8 protein-coding genes are annotated in these 19,875 nt (G+C 74.6%); all 8 read left to right on the top strand.

Annotation, left to right across the window (positions count from 1 at the left end; translation table 11 throughout):
- Positions 1-143 precede the first annotated feature (143 nt).
- Genes G6N10_RS07190 through G6N10_RS07155 form a run of 8 tightly spaced genes read left to right on the top strand, consistent with a single transcriptional unit; the run spans position 144 to position 19,831 of the window.
- Positions 144-3,737: a non-ribosomal peptide synthetase gene (locus G6N10_RS07190; RefSeq protein ID WP_085100470.1), complete on the top strand. Its 3,594-nt coding sequence runs from the start codon at positions 144-146 to the stop codon at positions 3,735-3,737.
- On the top strand, positions 3,734-4,450 hold the full coding sequence (locus tag G6N10_RS07185) for a thioesterase II family protein (RefSeq protein WP_085100473.1): 717 nt from the start codon (positions 3,734-3,736) through the stop codon (positions 4,448-4,450). Before G6N10_RS07190 ends, G6N10_RS07185 begins: the two co-directional genes overlap by 4 nt.
- Positions 4,440-5,771, top strand: a complete 1,332-nt coding sequence (locus tag G6N10_RS07180; RefSeq protein ID WP_085100476.1) for a beta-ketoacyl [acyl carrier protein] synthase domain-containing protein — start codon at positions 4,440-4,442, stop codon at positions 5,769-5,771. The genes G6N10_RS07185 and G6N10_RS07180 overlap by 11 nt, the downstream gene beginning before the upstream one ends.
- On the top strand, positions 5,768-8,797 hold the full coding sequence (gene mbtD / locus G6N10_RS07175; protein ID WP_085100479.1) for a mycobactin polyketide synthase MbtD: 3,030 nt from the start codon (positions 5,768-5,770) through the stop codon (positions 8,795-8,797). Before G6N10_RS07180 ends, mbtD begins: the two co-directional genes overlap by 4 nt.
- Positions 8,790-13,973, top strand: a complete 5,184-nt coding sequence (locus G6N10_RS07170) for a non-ribosomal peptide synthetase (RefSeq protein ID WP_085100482.1) — start codon at positions 8,790-8,792, stop codon at positions 13,971-13,973. Before mbtD ends, G6N10_RS07170 begins: the two co-directional genes overlap by 8 nt.
- The gene (locus G6N10_RS07165; RefSeq protein ID WP_234810688.1) at positions 13,970-18,343 is read left to right on the top strand and encodes a non-ribosomal peptide synthetase; all 4,374 of its coding nucleotides are present in this window, start codon (positions 13,970-13,972) and stop codon (positions 18,341-18,343) included. Before G6N10_RS07170 ends, G6N10_RS07165 begins: the two co-directional genes overlap by 4 nt.
- Entirely contained in the window at positions 18,340-19,641 is a 1,302-nt protein-coding gene (gene mbtG / locus G6N10_RS07160; RefSeq protein ID WP_085100485.1) for an NADPH-dependent L-lysine N(6)-monooxygenase MbtG, read from the top strand. Before G6N10_RS07165 ends, mbtG begins: the two co-directional genes overlap by 4 nt.
- A complete protein-coding gene (locus tag G6N10_RS07155; protein ID WP_085100488.1) occupies positions 19,619-19,831 on the top strand; it encodes an MbtH family protein in 213 nt (70 codons plus the stop codon). Before mbtG ends, G6N10_RS07155 begins: the two co-directional genes overlap by 23 nt.
- Positions 19,832-19,875: the final 44 nt, after the last annotated feature.

The raw sequence follows: 19,875 nt of genomic DNA, 5'->3' as shown, positions 1-19,875 counted from the left end.
ATTCGGGTTTGTCAAGGGATCGGAGCGGGCCGCGGTACCGGCCTGTCGAGGTTCGGGCCGGGTGGGCCTCCGCCGGCGCGGCAGCCTAGGGTAGCCTCAGCGAAGTTAGGGTAGCCTCGGATTATTATTTGGAGGGCAGAATCGTGGGTCGCGGTGCGACGAACTCGGCCGACGTGGCTGCCCGGGTCGCCGAGATTCTCGGTGTCGACCCGGCCACCCTGGACCCCGACGCCGACCTGATCGCCGCCGGCCTCGATTCGATCCGGATGATGTCGCTGTCCGGGCGCTGGCGCCGCGACGGCATCGATGTCGACTTCGCCGCGCTGGCCGAAAACCCCACCGTGACCGCCTGGAGTCGGCTGGTCACCGAACGGGCCGGCACCGAGCGCGCCGGCACCGAGCGGGCCGGCACCGAGCGGGCCGGCACGGAGCGGGCCGGCACTCCCGATGCCCCCCGGCCGCCGGAACCCGGCCCGGCCGAGGACGATTCCCCGTTCCCGCTGGCACCGATCCAGCACGCGCTGTGGCTGGGCCGCAACGAGGAGCACAGCCTCGGCGGGGTCGCACCGCACCTCTACGTCGAATTCGACGGCCACGGCGTCGACCCCGAGCGGCTGCGGGCCGCCGCCACCGCGCTGGCCGCCCGGCACCCGATGCTGCGGGTCGAGATCCTCGCCGACGGCACCCAGCGGATCGGCGATCGCCCGCTGCCGGTCACCGTCAACGACCTGCGCAACCTCGATGCCGGCGCCGCCGACGAGCGGCTGGCCGAACTCCGCGACCGCAAGTCGCACCAGATCCTGCGCGGCGAGGTGCTCGAACTCACCCTCACCCTGCTGCCGCAGGGCCGCACCCGGCTGCACGTCGACCTGGACATGTCCGCCGCCGACGCGGTCAGCTACCGCACCTTCATGGCCGATCTGGCCCGGTACTACCGCGGCGAGACGCTGCCCGAACTCGGCTACAGCTATCGCCGCTACCGCGACGAACTGACCGCCGCGGCCACCGACACCGAGGCGGACCGGCGCTGGTGGGCCGAGCGCATCGCCGAGCTGCCCGAGCCGCCGTCGCCGCCGCTGGTCCCGCCGTCGGAGCAGACCGATCCGCGCCGCACCACCCGGCGCTGGCGGCTGATCGACCCGCCGACCCGGCAGCGGCTGTTCGCGGCCGCCCAGCGCCGCGGCATCACCCCGGCGATGGCGATCGCCGCCTCCTACGCCGGCACCCTGGCCCGCTGGTCGAAGAGCCCCCGGTTCCTGCTCAACCTGCCGACCTTCGGCCGCGAGCCGCTGCATCCCGACGTCGACCGGCTGGTCGGCGACTTCACCTCCTCGCTGATGCTCGACATCGACCTGACCGGCGCGCGCACCCCCGCCGACCGCGCCCGGGTGGTGCAGCAGGCCCTGCACACCGCCGTCGCGCACGCCGGCTACTCCGGGCTGTCGGTGCTGCGCGATCTGACCCGGCACCGCGGCGTACCGACCTTGGCGCCGTTCGTGTTCACCAGCGCACTTGGCCTCGGCGACTTGTTCGCCGAGCCGGTCACCGCGGCCTTCGGACCCTGCGTCTGGCACATCTCCCAGGGCCCGCAGGTCCTGCTGGACGCCCAGGCCACCGAGTTCGACGGCGGGCTGCTGCTGAATTGGGACGTCCGCGAGGAGGCGTTCCGCTCCGGCGTGATCGACGCGATGTTCGCCCACCACAGCGCCGAGCTGACCCGACTCGCCGAGGACGACGCGGCCTGGGACGCCCCGGACCCGACCGCGGTGCCGGGCGGGCAGTGGGCGATCCGCGACGCGCTCAACTCGGTGCGGGTGGCCCCCAGCGGCGATGCCCTGCACGACGGGTTCTTCCGGGCGGCCGCGGCCCTCCCGGACGCCCCGGCGGTGCTGAGCAAAAGCGGCAACCTCAGCTACGCCCAGCTGCGCGAGCAGGCCCTGGCCGTCTGCGCGACGCTGCGCGAGGCCGGTGTTCGGCCCGGCGACACCGTCGCGGTGCTGGGTCCCAAGACCGCCGACCAGATCCCGGCGCTGCTCGGCATCCACGCCGCCGGCGCCGCGTATCTGCCGATCGGCGCCGATCAGCCCGCCGAGCGGGCCGCCCGGATCCTGGCGACCGGCGCCGTGGCGGCGGTGCTGAGCTGCGGCACCGCGCCCGCAGACCCGAGCGCAGTGCCGGCCATGGCAGTGCCGGCCGGCGCCGTCCCGGTGATGACCGTCGGGCAGGCCATCGCCGCCGGGTTGCCGCGCGCGGCCGCGACCACCCCGGCACCCGTCGACCCCGCCGCGGTGGCCTACCTGCTGTTCACCTCCGGCTCCACCGGCGAACCCAAGGGGGTGGAGGTCAGCCACCACGCGGCGATGAACACCGTCGAGTTCATCAACCGGTACTTCCAGATCGGTCCCGCCGACCGCGCCCTGGCGCTGTCCACCCTGGAGGGCGACATCTCCGTGCTCGACGTCTTCGGCATGCTGCGCGCCGGCGGCTCGATCGTCGTCGTCGACGAGGCGCAGCGCCGCGACCCGGACGCCTGGGCGGCGGCGATCGAGCAGCACGGTGTTACCGTTTTGCACTGGCTGACCGGCTGGCTGGAGATGCTCGTCGCGATCGACTCCGGCCGGCTGTCCACCCTGCGGGTGGTCCCCACCGGCGGCGACTGGGTACGCCCGGAACTGGTCCGCGAACTGCGCCGCCAAGCCCCCGGCGTGCGGGTCGCCGGCCTGGGCGGTGCCACCGAGACCGCCATCCACAACACCGTCTGCGAACCGGGCGAGCTGCCGCTGCAGTGGTCGGCGGTGCCGTTCGGCCGGCCGCTGCCGAACAACGCCTGCCGGGTGGTGGCCGCCGACGGCAGCGATTGCCCGGACTGGGTGCCCGGCGAACTCTGGGTGGGCGGGCGCGGGCTGGCCACCGGCTACCGCGGCCGGCCCGACCTGACCGCGCAGCGGTTCGTCGAGCACGACGGCGGCACCTGGTACCGCACCGGCGACCTGGCCCGCTACCTGCCCAACGGCTCGCTGGAGTTTCTCGGCCGCGCCGACCACCGGGTCAAGATCAGCGGTTACCGGGTGGAACTGGGCGAGGTGGAAGGCGCGCTGCAGCGCATCCGGGGCGTCGACGGCGCGGTGGCCGCGGTGCTGCCGGGCGCCGACGGCCGCCCAGGCGGACAACTGAGCGCGCTGGTCCGGGTGACCGACCCCGACCTGAGCCCGGCGCGGCTGATCCGCGCGGTGACCGGATTCGTGCCGCCGCACATGGTCCCGGACGTGATCGTCACCGTCGACGCGCTGCCCTACACCGTCGGCGGCAAGACCGACCGCACCGCCGCCGAGGCCGCGCTGACCGCCGAACTGCGCCGCCGGGCCGCCGAGCCGGCCGCCGACCGGCGGGCCCCGGGCACCCCGGTGGAACGCGCGCTGGCCGACATCGTCACCGGGCTGCTCGGCGCGAATATCGGCGCCGTGAATATCGGCGCCGACGACGACTTCTTCGCCCTCGGCGGCGACTCGGTGCTGGCCACCGCGCTGATCGCCCGGATCCGGACCTGGCTGGACACCCCGACCGCGCTGGTCGCCGACGTGTTCGCCGCCCGCACCGTCGCCGCGCTGGCCGCCCTGCTCACCGACCGCGACCCCGACGGCGACCGGCTCAGCCAGGTCGCCGAGGTGTACCTGGAGGTCGCCGCGATGGCGCAGCACGAGGTCGCCGCCGCGCTGGACGGAGCGGACCGGTCATGAAGCCCTGGGTCAAACAGTTCCCCGGCACCGGCGCCGTGGTGATCTTCCCGCACGCCGGCGGGGCCGCGGCGGCCTACCGGCCGCTGGCAAAAGCGTTGTCCGACAACGGCACCGGGGCATTCATCGTGCAGTACCCACAGCGCGCCGAGCGGCTCGCGGACCCGGCGCCCGGCAGCGTCGAGGAACTGGCCGCGCAGATGTATGCCGCCGGGGACTGGTCGGCGGTCGGGCCGCTGCGGCTGTTCGGGCACTGCATGGGCGCGGTGGTGGCCTTCGAGTTCGCCCGGCTGGCCGAGCGCGACGGCCTGGACGTGCGGGGCCTGTGGGCCTCGGCCGGCCAGGCGCCGGCCACCGTGCCCGAAACGCTGCCGCTGCCGAGCGCCGACGCCGAGGTGCTCGCCGACCTCGCCGACCTGGGCGGCACCGACCCCCGGCTGCTGGCCGACGAGGACTTCGCCGAACTGCTGATCGCGGCGGTCAAGGCCGACTACCGCGCACTGGCCGGCTACCGCCCGACCCCCGGCGCCCGGATCGGCGCCGACATCCACGCCGTCGGCGGCACCGACGACCACCGGATCCGGCCGCACTGGCTGACCGGCTGGGCCGAGCACACCACCGGGGCGTTCACCCTCTCGCACTTACCCGGCGGGCACTTCTACCTCAACGACCACCTCGGCGCGGTGACCCGAATGGTCGGCGCCGATGCCCGCTAGCCTGACCCCGGGCGCCGACCACGCCGGCGACCCGGTGGTCATCGTGGGCATGGCGCTGGAAGCACCCGGCGGCGTGCAGACCCCCGAGCAGTACTGGACGCTGCTGGCCGAGCAGCGCGAGGCGCTGTGCGCATTCCCCACCGACCGCGGCTGGGACCTGGCCGGGCTGTTCGCCGGTTCCCGTCGAGACGGCTTCACCCCGATTCCCAACCTCGGCGGATTCCTTTCCAGCGCAGCCGAATTCGACGCCGAGTTCTTCGGCATCTCGCCGCGCGAAGCCAGTGCGATGGACCCGCAGCAGCGGGTCGCGCTGCGGCTGGCCTGGCGGGCGGTGGAGAACGCCGGGATCAACCCCGACGACCTGGCCGGCCGGCAGGTCGGCTGCTACATCGGCGCCTCCGCCCTGGAATACGGGCCACCGCTGGCCGAATACTCCGAGCACAGCGGGCATCTGATCACCGGAACCTCGCTCGGGGTGATCTCCGGCCGGATCGCCTACCTGCTCGACCTGGCCGGACCCGCGCTGACCATCGACACCTCCTGCTCCTCGGCGCTGGCGGCCCTGCACACCGCGGTGGCCGCGGTGCGGGCCGGGGACTGCGACCTGGCACTGACCGGTGGGGTCGCCGTCCTCGGATCACCGGGCTACTTCGTTGAATTCGCCAAGCAACACGCGCTGGCCGAAGACGGTCACTGCCGGCCCTACAGCGCGCACGCCGCCGGCACCGTGTGGGCCGAGGGCGCCGCGATGTTCCTGATCACCCGGCGCTCGGACGCCGAACGCGACGGCCTGCCGGTGCTGGCCGAGGTGCTGGCCAGCACGCTGAACTCCGACGGCCGCACCCCGGGGCTGACCGCACCCGATGAGACCGCGCAGCGCCGGCTGGTGCAGCGGGCCCTGCAGCGCGCCGGAATCGGTCCCGCCGACGTCGATCTGGTCGAGGGCCACGGCACCGGCACCCGGCTGGGGGACCGCACCGAACTGCGATCGCTGGCCGCCAGTTACGGGGCCACCGCACCGGGAACCGGGCCGCGGCTCGGCTCGGTCAAGTCCAACATCGGCCACACCCAGGCCGCCGCCGGGGCGCTGGGCCTGGCCAAGGTCCTGGTGGCCGCCCAGCACCGCGCCATCCCGCCGACCCTGCACGTCGATCAGCGCAGCAGCGAAATCGACTGGGACGCACAGGGTATCCGGCTGGCGGAGAAACTGACCGACTGGCCGGCCCGGGACGGCAGGCGGATCGCCGGGGTGTCGGCGTTCGGGATGAGCGGCACCAACACCCACCTGATCGTCGCCATGCCGGAGCGGGGCGGCTGGTGAGCATCCCCACCCTGCCCGACGGCCGGATCCCGGTGCTGCTCAGCGCGCACGCCGAGGACCTGCTGGCCGCCGACGCCGCCGCCATCGCCGGCTACCTCGGCGCGCACCGCGGCGCGGCAACGGTCGCCGAGGTCGCCGCCGCGCTGCTGGGCACCCGGCGGATCCGCCGGCACCGCGCGGTCATCCGGGCCCGCGACCACCGTGAACTGCGCGAGGCGCTGGCCGCGGCCGCCGCGGGCACCGAGCATCCCCGGGTGGCGCGCTCGGCCCGCACGGCCGCACCGCGGGTCGCGTTCGTCTTCCCCGGCCAGGGCGGCCAGCATCCCGGCATGGGCGCCGCCTCCGACGCGCTGCCGGGCTACCGGGCGGCGGTGGACCGCTGCTGCGAGGCGTTCGCCGCCGCCGGGCACCCGACGCCGCGCCGCTACCTGATGGGCACCGATCCGCAGCATTACACCGAGATCGAGGTGCAGGGCGCCCAGTTCAGCCACGCCGTCGCGCTGGCCGAGGCCTGGCGCGCCGGGGGAGTGCGCGCCGACCTGGTCGTCGGCCACAGCCTGGGCGAGATCGCCGCCGCGCACGTCGCGGGCGCGCTCACGCTGGCCGACGCGGTCGGAGTCGTCGCCGCGCGGGCCGGCGTGGTGGACCGGCTGCCCGGGCGGTACGCGGTCGCCGCGCTCGGCATGACCGCCGCCGAGGCGATGGCGCTGATCGCCGAAACACCCGGCTGGCTGGAACTCTCGGTGATCAACGCCGACGGCGCGGTGGCGGTCTCCGGTGACCGGGCGGCGGTCACCGCCGCGGTGGCGACCGCGCGCGGGCGCGGCAGGCTGGGCCGGGAGATCACCGTCAACTTCCCGGTGCACACCAGCGTGCTGGAACCGCTGGGCGACTGGGTCCGGGCCAACCTGCCCGCCGGCGAGTTCGCCGAGGCCGCCGTCGAGGTGATCGGCGCCAGCACCGGCGATGTCGTCGCCGCGGGCACCGCGTTCGGCGACTACTGGTATGCCAACCTGCGCAACACGGTTCGCTTCGACCGGGCGGTGGCCACCGCGATCCGCCGCGGCGCCGAGGTTTTCGTGGAGATCTCCAGCCACCCGGCGCTGCTGCACGCGGTCGCCGCGCAGGCCGGTGACGGCGCGCTGCTGGTCGGCACCGGTCGCCGCGACACCGAGCCGGCCGATGAGTTCTCGGCGAACCTCGCCCGGGTGGCGGTCGCCGACCCGGGCCACCGCTGGTACCCGGCGCCCGGTCCGCGCCGGCTGCCCGGCCTGCCCAACGCCCCGATGCGCGCCGACCGGCTGTGGGCGCAGCGCCGGCCGCTGCCGCCGGTCCCGGCACTGACCATCACCGCCGAACGCTGGCTGCCGGCCCCCGCCGAGCCGGCGCCGGCGCAGGGCCCGCGGCGGATCGCGGTGCTCGAGCTCGGCGTGGGCGCTGCCGTCGCCCAACAGGCCGACGCCCAGCCAGCCGCCGCCCAACCCGCCCTCGCCGAGCGGCTCGCTGCGGCGCTGGGCAGCCACCCGGGCGCCGTCGCCGCCGAACCCACCGACGCCGACACGCTCGTGCTGCTGGCGCCCCGGCACCCCGAGCCCGATCCCGAGCACGCCGTCGGTGTGCTGGAGCACCTGGTGGCGGGCGGACTGCTGGACTACCCGGCGGCGATCGGGCCGGCCTGCCGCAACATCTGGCTGGTCACCGCCGGAGCCGAACAGGTCACCGGCGCCGACCCGCTGCTGCCGCTGCCCGCCGCGCTGGCCGCCATCCACCGCAGCCTCGGCCTGGAACACCCCGAGCTGAACTTCGCCCACCTCGACCTGCCGGAGCAGCCCCCGGCGCCGGCCGCGGTGCTGGGTGCGCTGCTCGGGGCCCCCGGCGAGGTCGCGCTGCGGGTCGACGGCGCCGGCCAAACCCGTTGCTATCGGCGCGAACTCGGGGCATTCGACGGCCCCGCGCTGCACGCGCCGGCGCTGCCGACCGACACCGGCCTGCTGGACGAGGTGGTGATCACCGGCGGCTCGGGCGCCGTCGCCCGCGGCTTCACCGAGCAGCTCGCCGAGCGCGGCGCCCGCCGGATCGTGCTGCTGAGCCGGCGCCCCGCCGACCCGGACTGGTGCGCCGCGCTGACCGCCCGCTACGGCACCGACATCCGCCCGGTGTCCGCTGACCTCACCGACCCCGACGCGCTGCGCGCGGCCGCCGCCGCGCACGCCGGCACGGGCGCCACCCTGGTGGTACACGCCGCCGGCGCCGCGACCTTCGGCCCGGCGGCCGACCTCGACGACACCGCCTTCGCCCACACCCTGGCCGCCAAGACCACCGGGCTGGCCGAGCTGACCCGATGCTGGCCGCTGGCCCGCGACGCCCGGGTGCTGCTGTGCTCGTCGATGTCGGCGGTGTGCGGCGGCCACGGCCACGCCGCCTACGCGGCGGCCAACCGGCTGCTCGACGTGGCCGCCGCCCGGCTGCGCGCCGCGGGCATCGGCTGCGTCTCGGTGCGCTGGGGGCTGTGGCAGACCCCGGCCGGCGGCATCGTCGACGCCGCCGAGACCGCCCGAATCCAGCGCTCCGGGCTGCGGCCGATGGCCCCCGCGGCCGCCGTCGACGCCGGGCTGTGCGACTACCGGGTCGACCCGCTGATCCTGGTCGCCGACCCCGACCGGCTGCGGATCTTCCTCGGCTGCGCCCCCGAGCCGGCCCCCGCGCCGGCCCCCGAACCGGCCGCGGCACCGACCCCCGGCCCGGCCGCGGGCACCGACCCCGCCGCGCTGGTACGCGCCGAGCTGGCGGCGGTCTGCAGCCTGCCGGGCCCCGGCGCGGTGGACCTGGGCGCGGCGCTGTTCGACCTCGGGGTGGACTCGCTGCTGGCCCTGGAACTGCGCAAGCGCCTCACCCGGGGCTGCGGCCACACCGTCCCGCTGGCCCGCCTGCTGGGCGGCATCACCGGCGCCGACCTGGTCGGCGATCTACGCGCCGCGGCGAGCCGCGGCGCCAACGGCACAGAAAGCGACACACCGCGTGACTGAAACCTCCCTGGACCACGACCGGCTCGCCCTGCTGCGCCGCCGGCTCGGCGAACGCGGGCTCACCGCGCCGGCCGCCGCCCCGGCGACCGCGCCGCCGGACCGGCTCAGCGACGGCGCACTGCGGATGTGGTTCACCCAGGCCGCCGACCCCAGCGGCGCCCTGCTGAACATCTGCGTCTCCTACCGGCTGACCGGCACCCTCGACCCGGCCCGGCTGCACCAGGCCGTCGACGCCGTCGCCCACCGCCACCCGGTGCTGCGCACCACCTACCACCCGGACCCCGGCGGTGAACCGCGCCCGCGGATCGAGGCGGACCTGCGCCCCGGCTGGGCGGTCCACGACCTCACCGAACTCTCCGAGCAGGCCCGGCAACTCCGGCTGGAGGTGCTGGCCCAACGCGAATTCGCCACCCCCTTCGATCTGGCCGCCGACGCCCCGCTGCGGCTGACCCTGGTCCGCACCGGCCCGGCCGACCACCTGCTGCTGCTCGTCGCGCACCACATCGCCTGGGACGACGGCAGCTGGCGGGTGTTCTTCGCCGACCTCACCCGGGCCTACTGCGGCGAGGAACTGACCCCCGCCCCGCACCGGGCGGCCGCCCCCGCCGACCCCGACACCACCGCGGCGGACCTGGCCTATTGGCGATCGGTGCTGGCCGACCCGCCCGAACCGCTGGAACTGCCGGGCGCCAACGGCTCGGCCGTCCCGACCGGCTGGCGCTGCGCCCGCACCGCGACCCGGCTGGCACCGGCCACCGCGCAGCGGGTCGCCGCGCTGGCCCGGGAGACCGGCGCCACCCCGTACATGGTGCTGCTGGCCATGTTCGGCGCGCTGATCCACCGGGTCAGCCACGCCGAGGACTTCCTGATCGTCGCGCCGGTGCTCAACCGCGGCGCCGACGCCGACGACGCCATCGGCTATCACGGCAACACCGTCGCGATGCGGCTGCGGCCCACCGCCACGATGACCTTCCGCGACCTGCTCACGCAGACCCGCGACACCGCGGCGGGGGCCTTCGCCCACCAGCGGATCAACCTCGACCGGGTGGTACGCGAGCTCAACCCCGACCGCAGGCACGGCGCCGAACGGCTGACCCGGCTCAGCTTCGGGTTCCGCGAGCTCGACGACGGCGGATTCTGCCCGCCCGGGGTGCGCAGCAGGCGCGCCGAACTGCGCGGGAACCTCACCCAGCTGCCGCTGGGCCTGATGATCGAATTCGACCGCGCCGGCGTGCTGGTCGAGGCCGAACACCTCCTGGAGGTGCTCGAACCCGCGCTGGCCGCACAGCTGCTCGAGCACTTCGCGGTGCTGGTCGACGGGGCGCTGGCCGCCCCGGACACCCCGCTGTCCCGGCTGCCGCTGCTCGACGAGACCGGCGCGGCGTGGCTGCGCCGGCAGTCCCTCGGCGAGCCGTTCCAGACCGAGCCGCAGACCCTCGGCGGGCTGATCGAGGCGCAGGTGCAGCGCACCCCGGACGCGGTGGCGATGGTCTACGAGGGCCGCAGCTACAGCTACCGGGAGGTCAACGCGGCCGCCAACCGGGTCGCGCACCGGTTGATCGGCGCCGGCATCGGGGCCGAGGACCGGGTCGCGGTGCTGCTGGACAAATCCCCCGAACTGATCATCACCGCGCTCGGGGTGGTCAAGGCCGGTGCGGTCTACCTCCCGGTGGACCCCGGCTACCCGGCGGACCGGTTGTCGTTCATCCTGGCCGACTGCGACGCCAAACTCGTCATCACCGAACCGCTGGGCGAGCTGGACGGCGAACGCACCGACAACCCGACCGACACCGACCGGGTCCGCCCGCTGGGCCCGGCGAACACCGCCTACCTGATCTACACCTCCGGCACCACCGGCCAACCCAAGGGCGTGCCGGTACCGCACCGGCCGATCGCCGAATACTTCGTCTGGTTCAAGGGCGAATACCAGGTCGACGCCGCCGACCGGATGCTGCAGGTCGCCTCGCCGAGCTTCGACATCTCCATCGCCGAGGTGTTCGGCATGCTGGCCTGCGGCGCCCGGATCATCGTGCACAAGCCCGGCGGTCTCAACGACATCGGCTACCTGACCGATCTGCTGCGCGACGAGGGCGTCACCGCAATGCATTTCGTGCCGTCACTGCTCGCGCTGTTCCTGTCGCTGCCCGGCGTCAGCCAGTGGCGCAGCCTGCGCCGGGTCCCGATCGGTGGGGAGCCGCTGCCCGGCGAGGTGGCCGACAAGTTCCACGCCACCTTCGACGCGCTGCTGCACAACTTCTACGGCCCCACCGAAACCATCGTCAACGCCAGCCGCTACCGGGTCGAGGGCAAACAGGGCACCCGGATCGTGCCGATCGGCAAGCCGAAGATCAACACCGCCATGTACCTGCTCGACGACGCGCTGCAACCGGTTCCGGTCGGGGTGATCGGCGAAATCTACATCGGCGGAACACATCTGGCCCACGGCTACCACCGCAGGCCCGGGTTGACCGCGGAACGCTTCGTCGCCGACCCGCATGTCGCGGGGGCCCGGATGTACCGGTCCGGTGACCTGGCCCGGCGCAACGCCGACGGCGACATCGAGTTCGTCGGCCGCGCCGACGAGCAGGTCAAGATCCGCGGCTTCCGCATCGAACTCGGCGACGTCGCCGCGGCGATCTCGGTGGACCCCAGCGTCGGCCAGGCCGTGGTGCTGGTGCGCGACCTGCCGCAGCTGGGCCGCAGCCTGGTCGGCTACCTCACCCCGGTCGCCGGAGCGCCGGTGGAGTCGGTGCAGGTCGACCGGATCCGCACCCGGGTGGCCGCCGCGCTGCCGGAGTACATGGTGCCCGCCGGCTACCTGGTGCTCGAGCAGGTGCCGATCACCGCGCACGGCAAGATCGACCGCGCCGCGCTGCCCGACCCGCACATCCCCGCGGCCACCGCCTACCGGGATCCGGCAACCGGCACCGAACACCGGGTCGCCGAACTGTTCGGCGAGCTGCTCGGCCGCGACCGGATCGGCGCCGACGACTCCTTCTTCGATCTTGGCGGCCACTCGCTGCTGGCCACCAAACTCGTTGCCTGCGTGCGCACGTCCTGCGACGTGGAGATCGGGGTGCGGGACGTTTTCGAGTACCCCACGGTGGCCGAACTCGCCGGGCACATCGACGCGCTGGCCGCGGGCACCGCGGGCCCGCCCCGGCCTCCGCTGGTCGCGGTCCCGCGCGGCGGCCCGATGCCGCTGTCCTCGGCGCAGCTGCGGACCTGGTTCAGCTACCGGGTCGACGGCCCCTCCACGCTCAACAACATCCCGTTCGCCGCCCGGCTGACCGGGCCGGTCGACCTCGACGCGCTGCGCCGGGCCGTCGGGGACGTGGTGGACCGGCACGAGATCCTGCGCACCAGCTACCGGGAGATCGACGGCGTGCCCCACCAGGTCGTGCACCCGGCGGCCGGCGCGGCGGTCCGGGTCGCCGACGGCAGCGGCGCGGACTGGGTTGCCGAGCAGCTGGCGGCCGAACGCGCCCACGTCTTCGACCTGGAGAACCAGTGGCCGCTGCGGGCGGCGATCCTGCGGGCCGACGATGAGCACGTGCTGGCCCTGACCCTGCATCACATCGCCGGTGACCACTGGTCGGCCGGCGTGCTGTTCACCGACCTGCTGGTCGCCTACCGCGCCCGCTGCGCCGGGGCGGCGCCGAACTGGGCGCCGCTGCCGGTGCAGTACGCCGACTACGGCCGCTGGCAGGGCGAGCTGTTCGAGGCCGCCGCCGGTGTGCTGGACCCGCAGCGCGACTATTGGATCGCGCAGCTGGCCGATCTGCCGGAGGAGGCCGGGCTCGCCCCGGACTTCCCGCGACCACCGGTGCTCGACACCGCGGGCGATTCGATCACCTTCAACATCGGCGCCGGCGTCCGGGCCAGGCTGGCCGCACTGGCCACCGACCTCGGTGTCACCGAGTTCATGGTGCTGCAGGCCGCGGTCGCGGTGGCGCTGCACAAGGCCGGCGCCGGCCTCGACGTCCCGATCGGCAGCCCGGTCGCCGGGCGCACCGCCCCCGAACTGGACCAGCTGATCGGCTTCTTCATCAACATCCTGGTGCTGCGCAACGACCTGAGCGGCAACCCGACGGTGCGCGAAATCCTGCGCCGCACCAGGGAAATGGCGTTGGACGCCTACCAGCATCAGGACCTGCCGTTCGACCAGGTCGTCGACGCGGTCAGCCCGGTCCGGTCACTGTCGCGCAACCCGCTGTTCGGTGTCGTGGTGCACCTGCGCGACGCGCTGCCGGCGGACCGGGTGATCGATCCCGGCTCGGGGCCCGGGGTGGCCCCGACCAGGTTCACCGCGCTGGAGCCCGACTTCGACGCCGCGCACGCCGACCTGCAGCTGAGCTTCTTCGCCGGCGACGACGGCTACCGCTGCCACGCCATCTACCGCTGCGAGCTGTACCGGCCGGACACCATTGCGCGGTTTGCCGACTGGCTGACCCGGGTGCTCGCGGCGTTCGCCGCGAACCCCGCCGTCCGGCTGTCCGACATCGACGTGCTGACCGACGCCGAACGCGAACAGATCCTGACGTTCGGCGCCGGGGCGGGCGGCGGCTACGTCCTGGACGAACTGCTCAACCCGGTCCCGGTGCGGGTGGCCGGCGAACTCTATTGCGCGGGTGCATTGTTCGCGCAGGCCCGGCTGCCCCGGCCCGCCGACACCGCCGCCCGGCTGGTCGCCAACCCGGTCCCCGGTGCGCCCGGTTCCCGGCTGTACCGCACCGGATGGCGGGCCCGCTGGGACGCCGACGGGCAGTTGGAGATCCTCGGCCCCGCCGGCCCCGCGGCGGCGAGCGCACCGGCTGCACCCCGGCGGGCCGAACCGCCGAGCACCGACACCGAGCGGGCGCTGGCCGGCCTGCTCGCCGAGGTGCTCGACGTCGCCGGCGTCGCACGCCACGACGACTTCTTCGCCCTCGGCGGGGACAGCATCCTGGCCGTCCAGCTGGCCTCGCGGGCCCGCGACGCCGGGCTGGCGCTCACGGCGCGGATGGTCTTCGAGCACCCGGTACTGGTTGAGCTGGCCGCCGCCGTCGACGCGCGGGCCGCGGCGCCCGGGGCAGCCGACCCCGACGGGGACACCCACCACGAACCGATGGCCGCCTCCGGGCTGTCCGAGGACGAGCTGGCCTCGCTCACCGCGTCCTGGGGCGGCACGCCGTGACCGCGGCCATCGAAGACGTCATCGCGCTCAGCCCGCTGCAGCACGGGCTGTATTCGATGACCACCCTGGCCGGCCCGGAGACCGGCGGCCGGCCCGACCCGTACGTCATCGCGATGGCCGCCGAGGTCACCGGCGACCTGGACGTCGCGCTGCTGCGGGACTGCGCGGCGACAATGCTGGCCCGCCACCCCAACCTGCGGGCCAGCTTCTTCCGCGGCGACCTGAGCCGCACCGTGGCGGTGGTGCCGGCCGGCGTCGAGGTCCCGTGGACGCAACACCGGGCGGCCGACGACGCCGAGGCGGCCCGGCTGGAGGCCGCCGAACGCGCCCGGCCGTTCGACCTGGCGCAGGGCCCGGCGATCCGGTTCCTGCTCATCGAGGTGGGCCCGAGCTGGCGGCTGACGGTCCTGGCCCACCACATCATCATCGACGGCTGGTCGCTGCCGCTGTTCGTCGGCGAGCTGATCACGCTGTACCGCAACGGCGGCGACCCGGCGGCGTTGCCGCAGGCCCCGCGGCCCTACCGCGACTACATCGGCTGGCTGGCGGCCCGCGACCAGGACGCCAGCCGGGCGCTGTGGCGCAGGCACCTGGCCGGCATCACCGAGCCGACCCTGCTCACCCCGGCGCTGACCGACACCGAACCGCGGCCCGGGCTGCCCGGCCGCGCCGAGATCCGGCTCGACGCCGCGGCCACCACCGCGCTGTCCGAGGCGGCCCGCGGCCGCCGGGTCACGCTGAACACCGTGATCCAACTCGCCTGGGCCACCGTGCTTTCGGTGTACACCGACCGCAGCGACGTGGTGTTCGGGATGACCGTGTCCGGGCGCCCCGACGTGCTCGGCGGGGTGGAGACCATGGTGGGGCTGTTCGTCAACACTGTCCCGCTGCGGATCCGGCTGGACCCGGCCCGGACGGCGGGGGAGCAGTGCCTGGCACTGCAGCACACCGCCGCCACCCTGCGCGACCACAGCTACCTGGCGCACAACGAGCTGCGCGCACTGGCCGGCGTCGGGGAACTCTTCGACACCCTGCTGGTCTACGAGAACTTCCCGCCCGGCGCCCTGGGCACCGGCGCCGAATTCCACGCCAACGGCGCCACCTTCCGGCCGGCCGCCCTGGAGAGCCTGTCGCACTTCCCGGTCACCATCGCCGCGCACGTCACCGACGGCGAGCTGACCGTGCTGGTGGAAACCCTCGACGGCGCACTGGGTCCGGTCGAGCCGCGGGAGCTGGGCGAGCGGATCATCGGCACCGCCGAGGCACTGCTCGCCGGCTGGGACCGGCCGCTGCGCGAGATCGGCGCGTTGACCCCGGCCGAGACCGCCGCGACGGCGGCCGCCGCCGCGGTGCCCGCCGCGGCGCCGGGCAACGATGGCGGGATCTACTCGCGGTTCGCCGCCGTCGCCGCCGCGCAGCCGGACGCCACCGCGCTGAGCTATGACGGCGGGCAGCTGAGCTACCGGCAGCTGGACCGCGCGGTGCTGGCGCTGGCGGCCACCCTGGCCGATCGCGGCGCGGCGCCCGAGGCGCCGGTGGCGATCAACCTGAGCCGCGGCCCGGACTACGTCATCGCCATGCTGGCCATCCTGGCCGCCGGGGCGATGATCGTGCCGCTGGAACCGTCGATGCCCGCCGACCGGGTCGCCGACATCCTGGCGCAGGCCGGCGCCGAGCTGGTCATCGACGAGCACGGGCCGGCGCCGCGGCCGGCCGCCGAGTACCGGCCTGCCGCGGTGCACCCGGAGCACGCCGCCTACGCCGTCTTCACCTCCGGCACCACCGGAAAACCCAAGGGCGTCATCGGCACCCACCGGGCGGTACTCGGCTACGCGCGCGACCACGCCGAGCGGGTGCTGCGCCCGGCCGCGGCGCGGGCCGGCCGGCCGCTGCGGATCGCGCACGCCTGGTCGTTCACCTTCGACGCGGCCTGGCAGCCGCTGGCCGGCCTGCTCGACGGGCACAGCGTGCACATCGTCGGCGACGACGCGCAGCGCGACGCGGAGCGGCTCGTCGCGCTGATCGACCGGCACCGGATCGACCTGATCGACACCACCCCGTCGATGTTCGCCCAGCTGCACAACGTCGGGCTGCTCGACGAGGTCGGGCTGCGGGTGCTGGCGCTGGGCGGCGAGGCGGTCGGCATGGCCGGCTGGGCGGCGATCGGCGAGGTTTGCCGGCGCACCGGGATGGCGGCCTTCAACTGCTACGGGCCCACCGAAACCACCGTCGAGGCGGTCGTCGCCGACATCGCCGCGCACCCCGCGCCCACCATCGGCCGGCCCACCGCGGGCACCGGCATGCAGATCCTGGACTCCTGGCTGCGCCCGGTGCCCGACGGGGCGGCCGGCGAACTGTATCTGTCCGGTCAGCAGCTGACCCGCGGCTACCTGGGCCGGCCCGCCGAGACCGCCACCCGCTATGTCGCCGACCCGGCCAACCCGGGCGCCCGGATGTACCGCACCGGGGATGTGGTGCGCCGCTGCGCCGACGGCACCCTGCACTACCTGGGCCGGCGCGACGAGCAGGTCAAGATTCGCGGCTACCGCGTCGAACCGGGCGAGGTGGCCGCGGCCCTGCTGACCCATCCGGTGGTGCGGACCGCGCACGTGGCGGTGCGGAGCTACCGCAGCGGGCCCCGGCTGATCGGCTACGTGGGCACCGGCGGCGCCGAACTGCCGGTCGCCGAGCTGCGCGGCCTGCTCACCGCCCGGCTGCCGCGCTACCTGATTCCGCACCGCATCGTGGTGCTCGACGAACTGCCGCTGACCGGCAACGGCAAGGTCGACGACCGGGCGCTGGCGGGCTCCGACGGCCCCGACGACGCGCCCGCCGCGGTCCCGGAGACCCCGACCGAGACGGTGCTGGCCGGGGTGGTCGCCGAGCTGCTGGAGGTCAGCGCCGTCGATGTGGCCGCCGACCTGCTGGCGCTGGGGCTGGACAGCATCGTCGCGCTGTCGGTGGTGCAGGCCGCCCGCCGCCGCGGGGTGCCGCTGCGGGCCCGGCTGATGCTGGAGTGCTCCTCGATCCGCGAGCTCGCGGCCGCGATCGACGCCGAGGCCGACCGGGCCGAGCCGCCCACCGGGCCCGACACCGCGGCCGGGACCGGCCCGATCCCGGTGCTGCCGAGCCTGCACTGGCTCTACCGGCACGGCGACCCGCGCCGGCTCGCGCAGACCGAGGCCATCCGGCTGCCGGCCGGGGTCACCGGTGCGCGGCTGACCGCGATGCTCGCCGCCGTGGTCGACGGGCACGAGGTGCTGCGCTGCCGGCTCGACCGCGACGCGATGACCCTGGTCCCCGACGCCGCGGGCCCGACGCTGACCGAGACGCTGGTCAGCGGGGATCTACGCACCGCGGTGCTGGCCCAGACCGACGCGGCCGTGCAGGCGCTGGATCCCGAGCGGGGCCGGCTGCTGCACGCGGCTTGGCTGCACGCCCCCGACGATCCCGGCGTGCTGGTGCTGACCGGCCACGTGCTGGCGCTGGACCCGGCGTCCTGGCGGATCCTGATCGGCGAACTCGACGCGCACTGGCACACCCTGGCCGGCGGACACCCGATCGCCGCGGTGCCCGAGCAGACCGGCTACCGGCGCTGGTCGGCGCTGCTGCACGAGCGTGCCCGCACCCTGGACAGCGCCGAGTTCTGGGCGGCCCAGCTGGACGGGCCGGACCCGGCGCTGGGCCGGCGTCGGCTGCGCCCGGACCACGACCGGGCCGCCGACCTGCGGATCGCGCTGTCGATCAGCGGCACCGAGCTGACCGCCGGGTTGCTGGCGCACCGGCGGGCGGTGCCCGACCTGCTGGCGGCCGCCGCAGCGCGGATGGTGACGGCCTGGCGGGTGCGCCGCGGCGAGCCGACACCGACGCCGCTGCTGGCCCTGGAGACCCACGGCCGCGCGGACGCCGTCGTCGACCCCGGCGGCCGGACCGACACCGCGGAGACTCTCGGGCTGCTCAGCGCCATCCATCCGCTGCGGGTGTCCCCGCAGACCGGACCACCGGAAATTCCCGGGGATGGCATCGATTTCGGACTGCTGCGCTACCTGCGCGCCGACACCGGCCGGCGGCTCGGTGAATACCGGGAGCCGCAGCTGATGCTGAACTACCTGGGCCGCACCGAGATCGGCTCCGGCGGTGCCGCCACCCAGGATCGCAGCCTGCTCAACGGCGCCTCGCTGCTGCCCGAGAGCAACCTCGCGGTGTACCACGAACTGACCGTCATCGCCGCGATCATGCTGGACCCGGCCGGCACCGAGGCGCCCGTGCTGGCAACCCAATGGCGTTGGCTGCCAGATATTTTCGACGATCGTGACATCGACGTCCTGCAATCGCTGTGGCAGGAAGCGCTCGGAGAGGTGGTCTCATGACGGCAACCCTGGCCATCATCGGCGCCGGGCCGAAGGCCGTGGCGGTGGCGGCCAAGGCCGCCGTGCTGCGCGGCATGGGGGTGCCGGCGCCGGAGGTGCTGACCGTCGAACGCAGCGCGGTGGCCGCCAACTGGCAGCCCGGCGGCGGCTGGACCGACGGCAACCACCGGCTCGGCACCGGCCCGGAAAAGGACGTCGGGTTCCCGTACCGTTCGGCGCTGGTGCCGCGGCGCAACGCCGAGCTCGACGAGCAGATGATGCGCTACAGCTGGCAGTCCTACCTGGTCGGCACCGGCCAGTTCGCCGACTGGATCGACCGCGGCAGGCCCGCCCCGCCGCACCGCACCTGGGCCCGCTACCTGGGCTGGGTCGCCGACCAGGTCGGGATGCGGGTGCTGCGCGGCGAGGTCACCGGCATCGGCATCGACGGCGACGGCTGGGCGCTGAGCACCGACTCCGAGGACGGCCCGGGCACCGTGCTGGCCGACGCGATCATGGCGACCGGCCCGGGCCAGGCCGAGCGGTCCATCCTGCCGGGCAATCCGCGGGTGCTCTCGATCGCCCAGTTCTGGCACCGGGCGGCCGCCCACGAGCGGATCGGCGCCGAGCGGGTGGCGGTGATCGGCGGTGGGGAGACCGCCGCGGCGATCCTCAACGAGCTTTTCGCACACCGGGTTTCGACGATCACCGTGATCGCGCCCCAGGTCACCCTGTTCACCCGGGGCGAGGGATTCTTTGAGAACACGCTGTTCTCCGACCCCACCCACTGGGCCGGGCTGACCCTGGCCGAACGTCGGGACGCCATCGCGCGCACCGACCGCGGGGTGTTCTCCGCCCGGGTGCAGGACGCGCTGCTGGCCGACGACCGGATCCGGCACCTGCGCGGCCGGGTGGCCCACGCGGTGGCCCGCGACGACCAGATCCGGCTGACGCTGCACAGCGACCGGGCCGGCGAATCGTTGGAGACCGTGCACGGATTCGACCTGGTGATCGACGGATCGGGTGCCGACACGCTGTGGTTCACCGAGCTGTTCACCCAGGACGCGCTGGACCTGATCGAGCTCAGCCTGGGCGGCCCGATGACCGGCGAGCGCCTGCAGGAATCCATCGGATACGACCTGTCGGTCGGGCAGCTGAGCCCGAAACTGTTCCTGCCCAACCTGTCCGGGCTCAATCAGGGGCCGGGCTTTCCCAACCTGAGCTGCCTGGGTCTGCTGTCCGACCGGGTGCTCGGCGCCGAGCTGACCCGGCCCGATCCGCTACCAAGGAGAACCAATGAGTACCAACCCATTCGATGACGAGGACGGTCTGTTCCACGTGCTGGTCAACGACGAGGAACAGCACAGCCTGTGGCCGTCGTTCGCCGACCTGCCGGCCGGCTGGACGGTGGCCTTCGGCGCGGCACCGCGCGCCGACTGCCTGGCCTACGTCGAACAGAATTGGACCGACATCCGGCCGCTCAGCCTGCGCCAGTCGCTGACCGGCTGAGCGGGCGCGGGGTGCCGTCGCGGGTGATCCCGGTTCGGGGTGCA

The sequence above is a fragment of the Mycolicibacterium fallax genome (assembly GCF_010726955.1).
GTDB lineage: Bacteria > Actinomycetota > Actinomycetes > Mycobacteriales > Mycobacteriaceae > Mycobacterium > Mycobacterium fallax.
The sequence above is the reverse complement of the archived record's forward strand: the minus strand, read 5'-3'. Positions and strand labels throughout refer to the sequence as shown.

Excerpts from the sequence above, each read along its gene's own strand:
- G6N10_RS07185 (WP_085100473.1), top strand. The coding sequence starts at position 3,734 with ATGAAGCCCTGGGTCAAACAGTTCCCCGGCACCGGCGCCGTGGTGATC.
- G6N10_RS07180 (WP_085100476.1), top strand. The coding sequence starts at position 4,440 with ATGCCCGCTAGCCTGACCCCGGGCGCCGACCACGCCGGCGACCCGGTG.
- mbtG (WP_085100485.1), top strand. The coding sequence starts at position 18,340 with ATGACGGCAACCCTGGCCATCATCGGCGCCGGGCCGAAGGCCGTGGCG.
- G6N10_RS07155 (WP_085100488.1), top strand. The coding sequence starts at position 19,619 with ATGAGTACCAACCCATTCGATGACGAGGACGGTCTGTTCCACGTGCTG.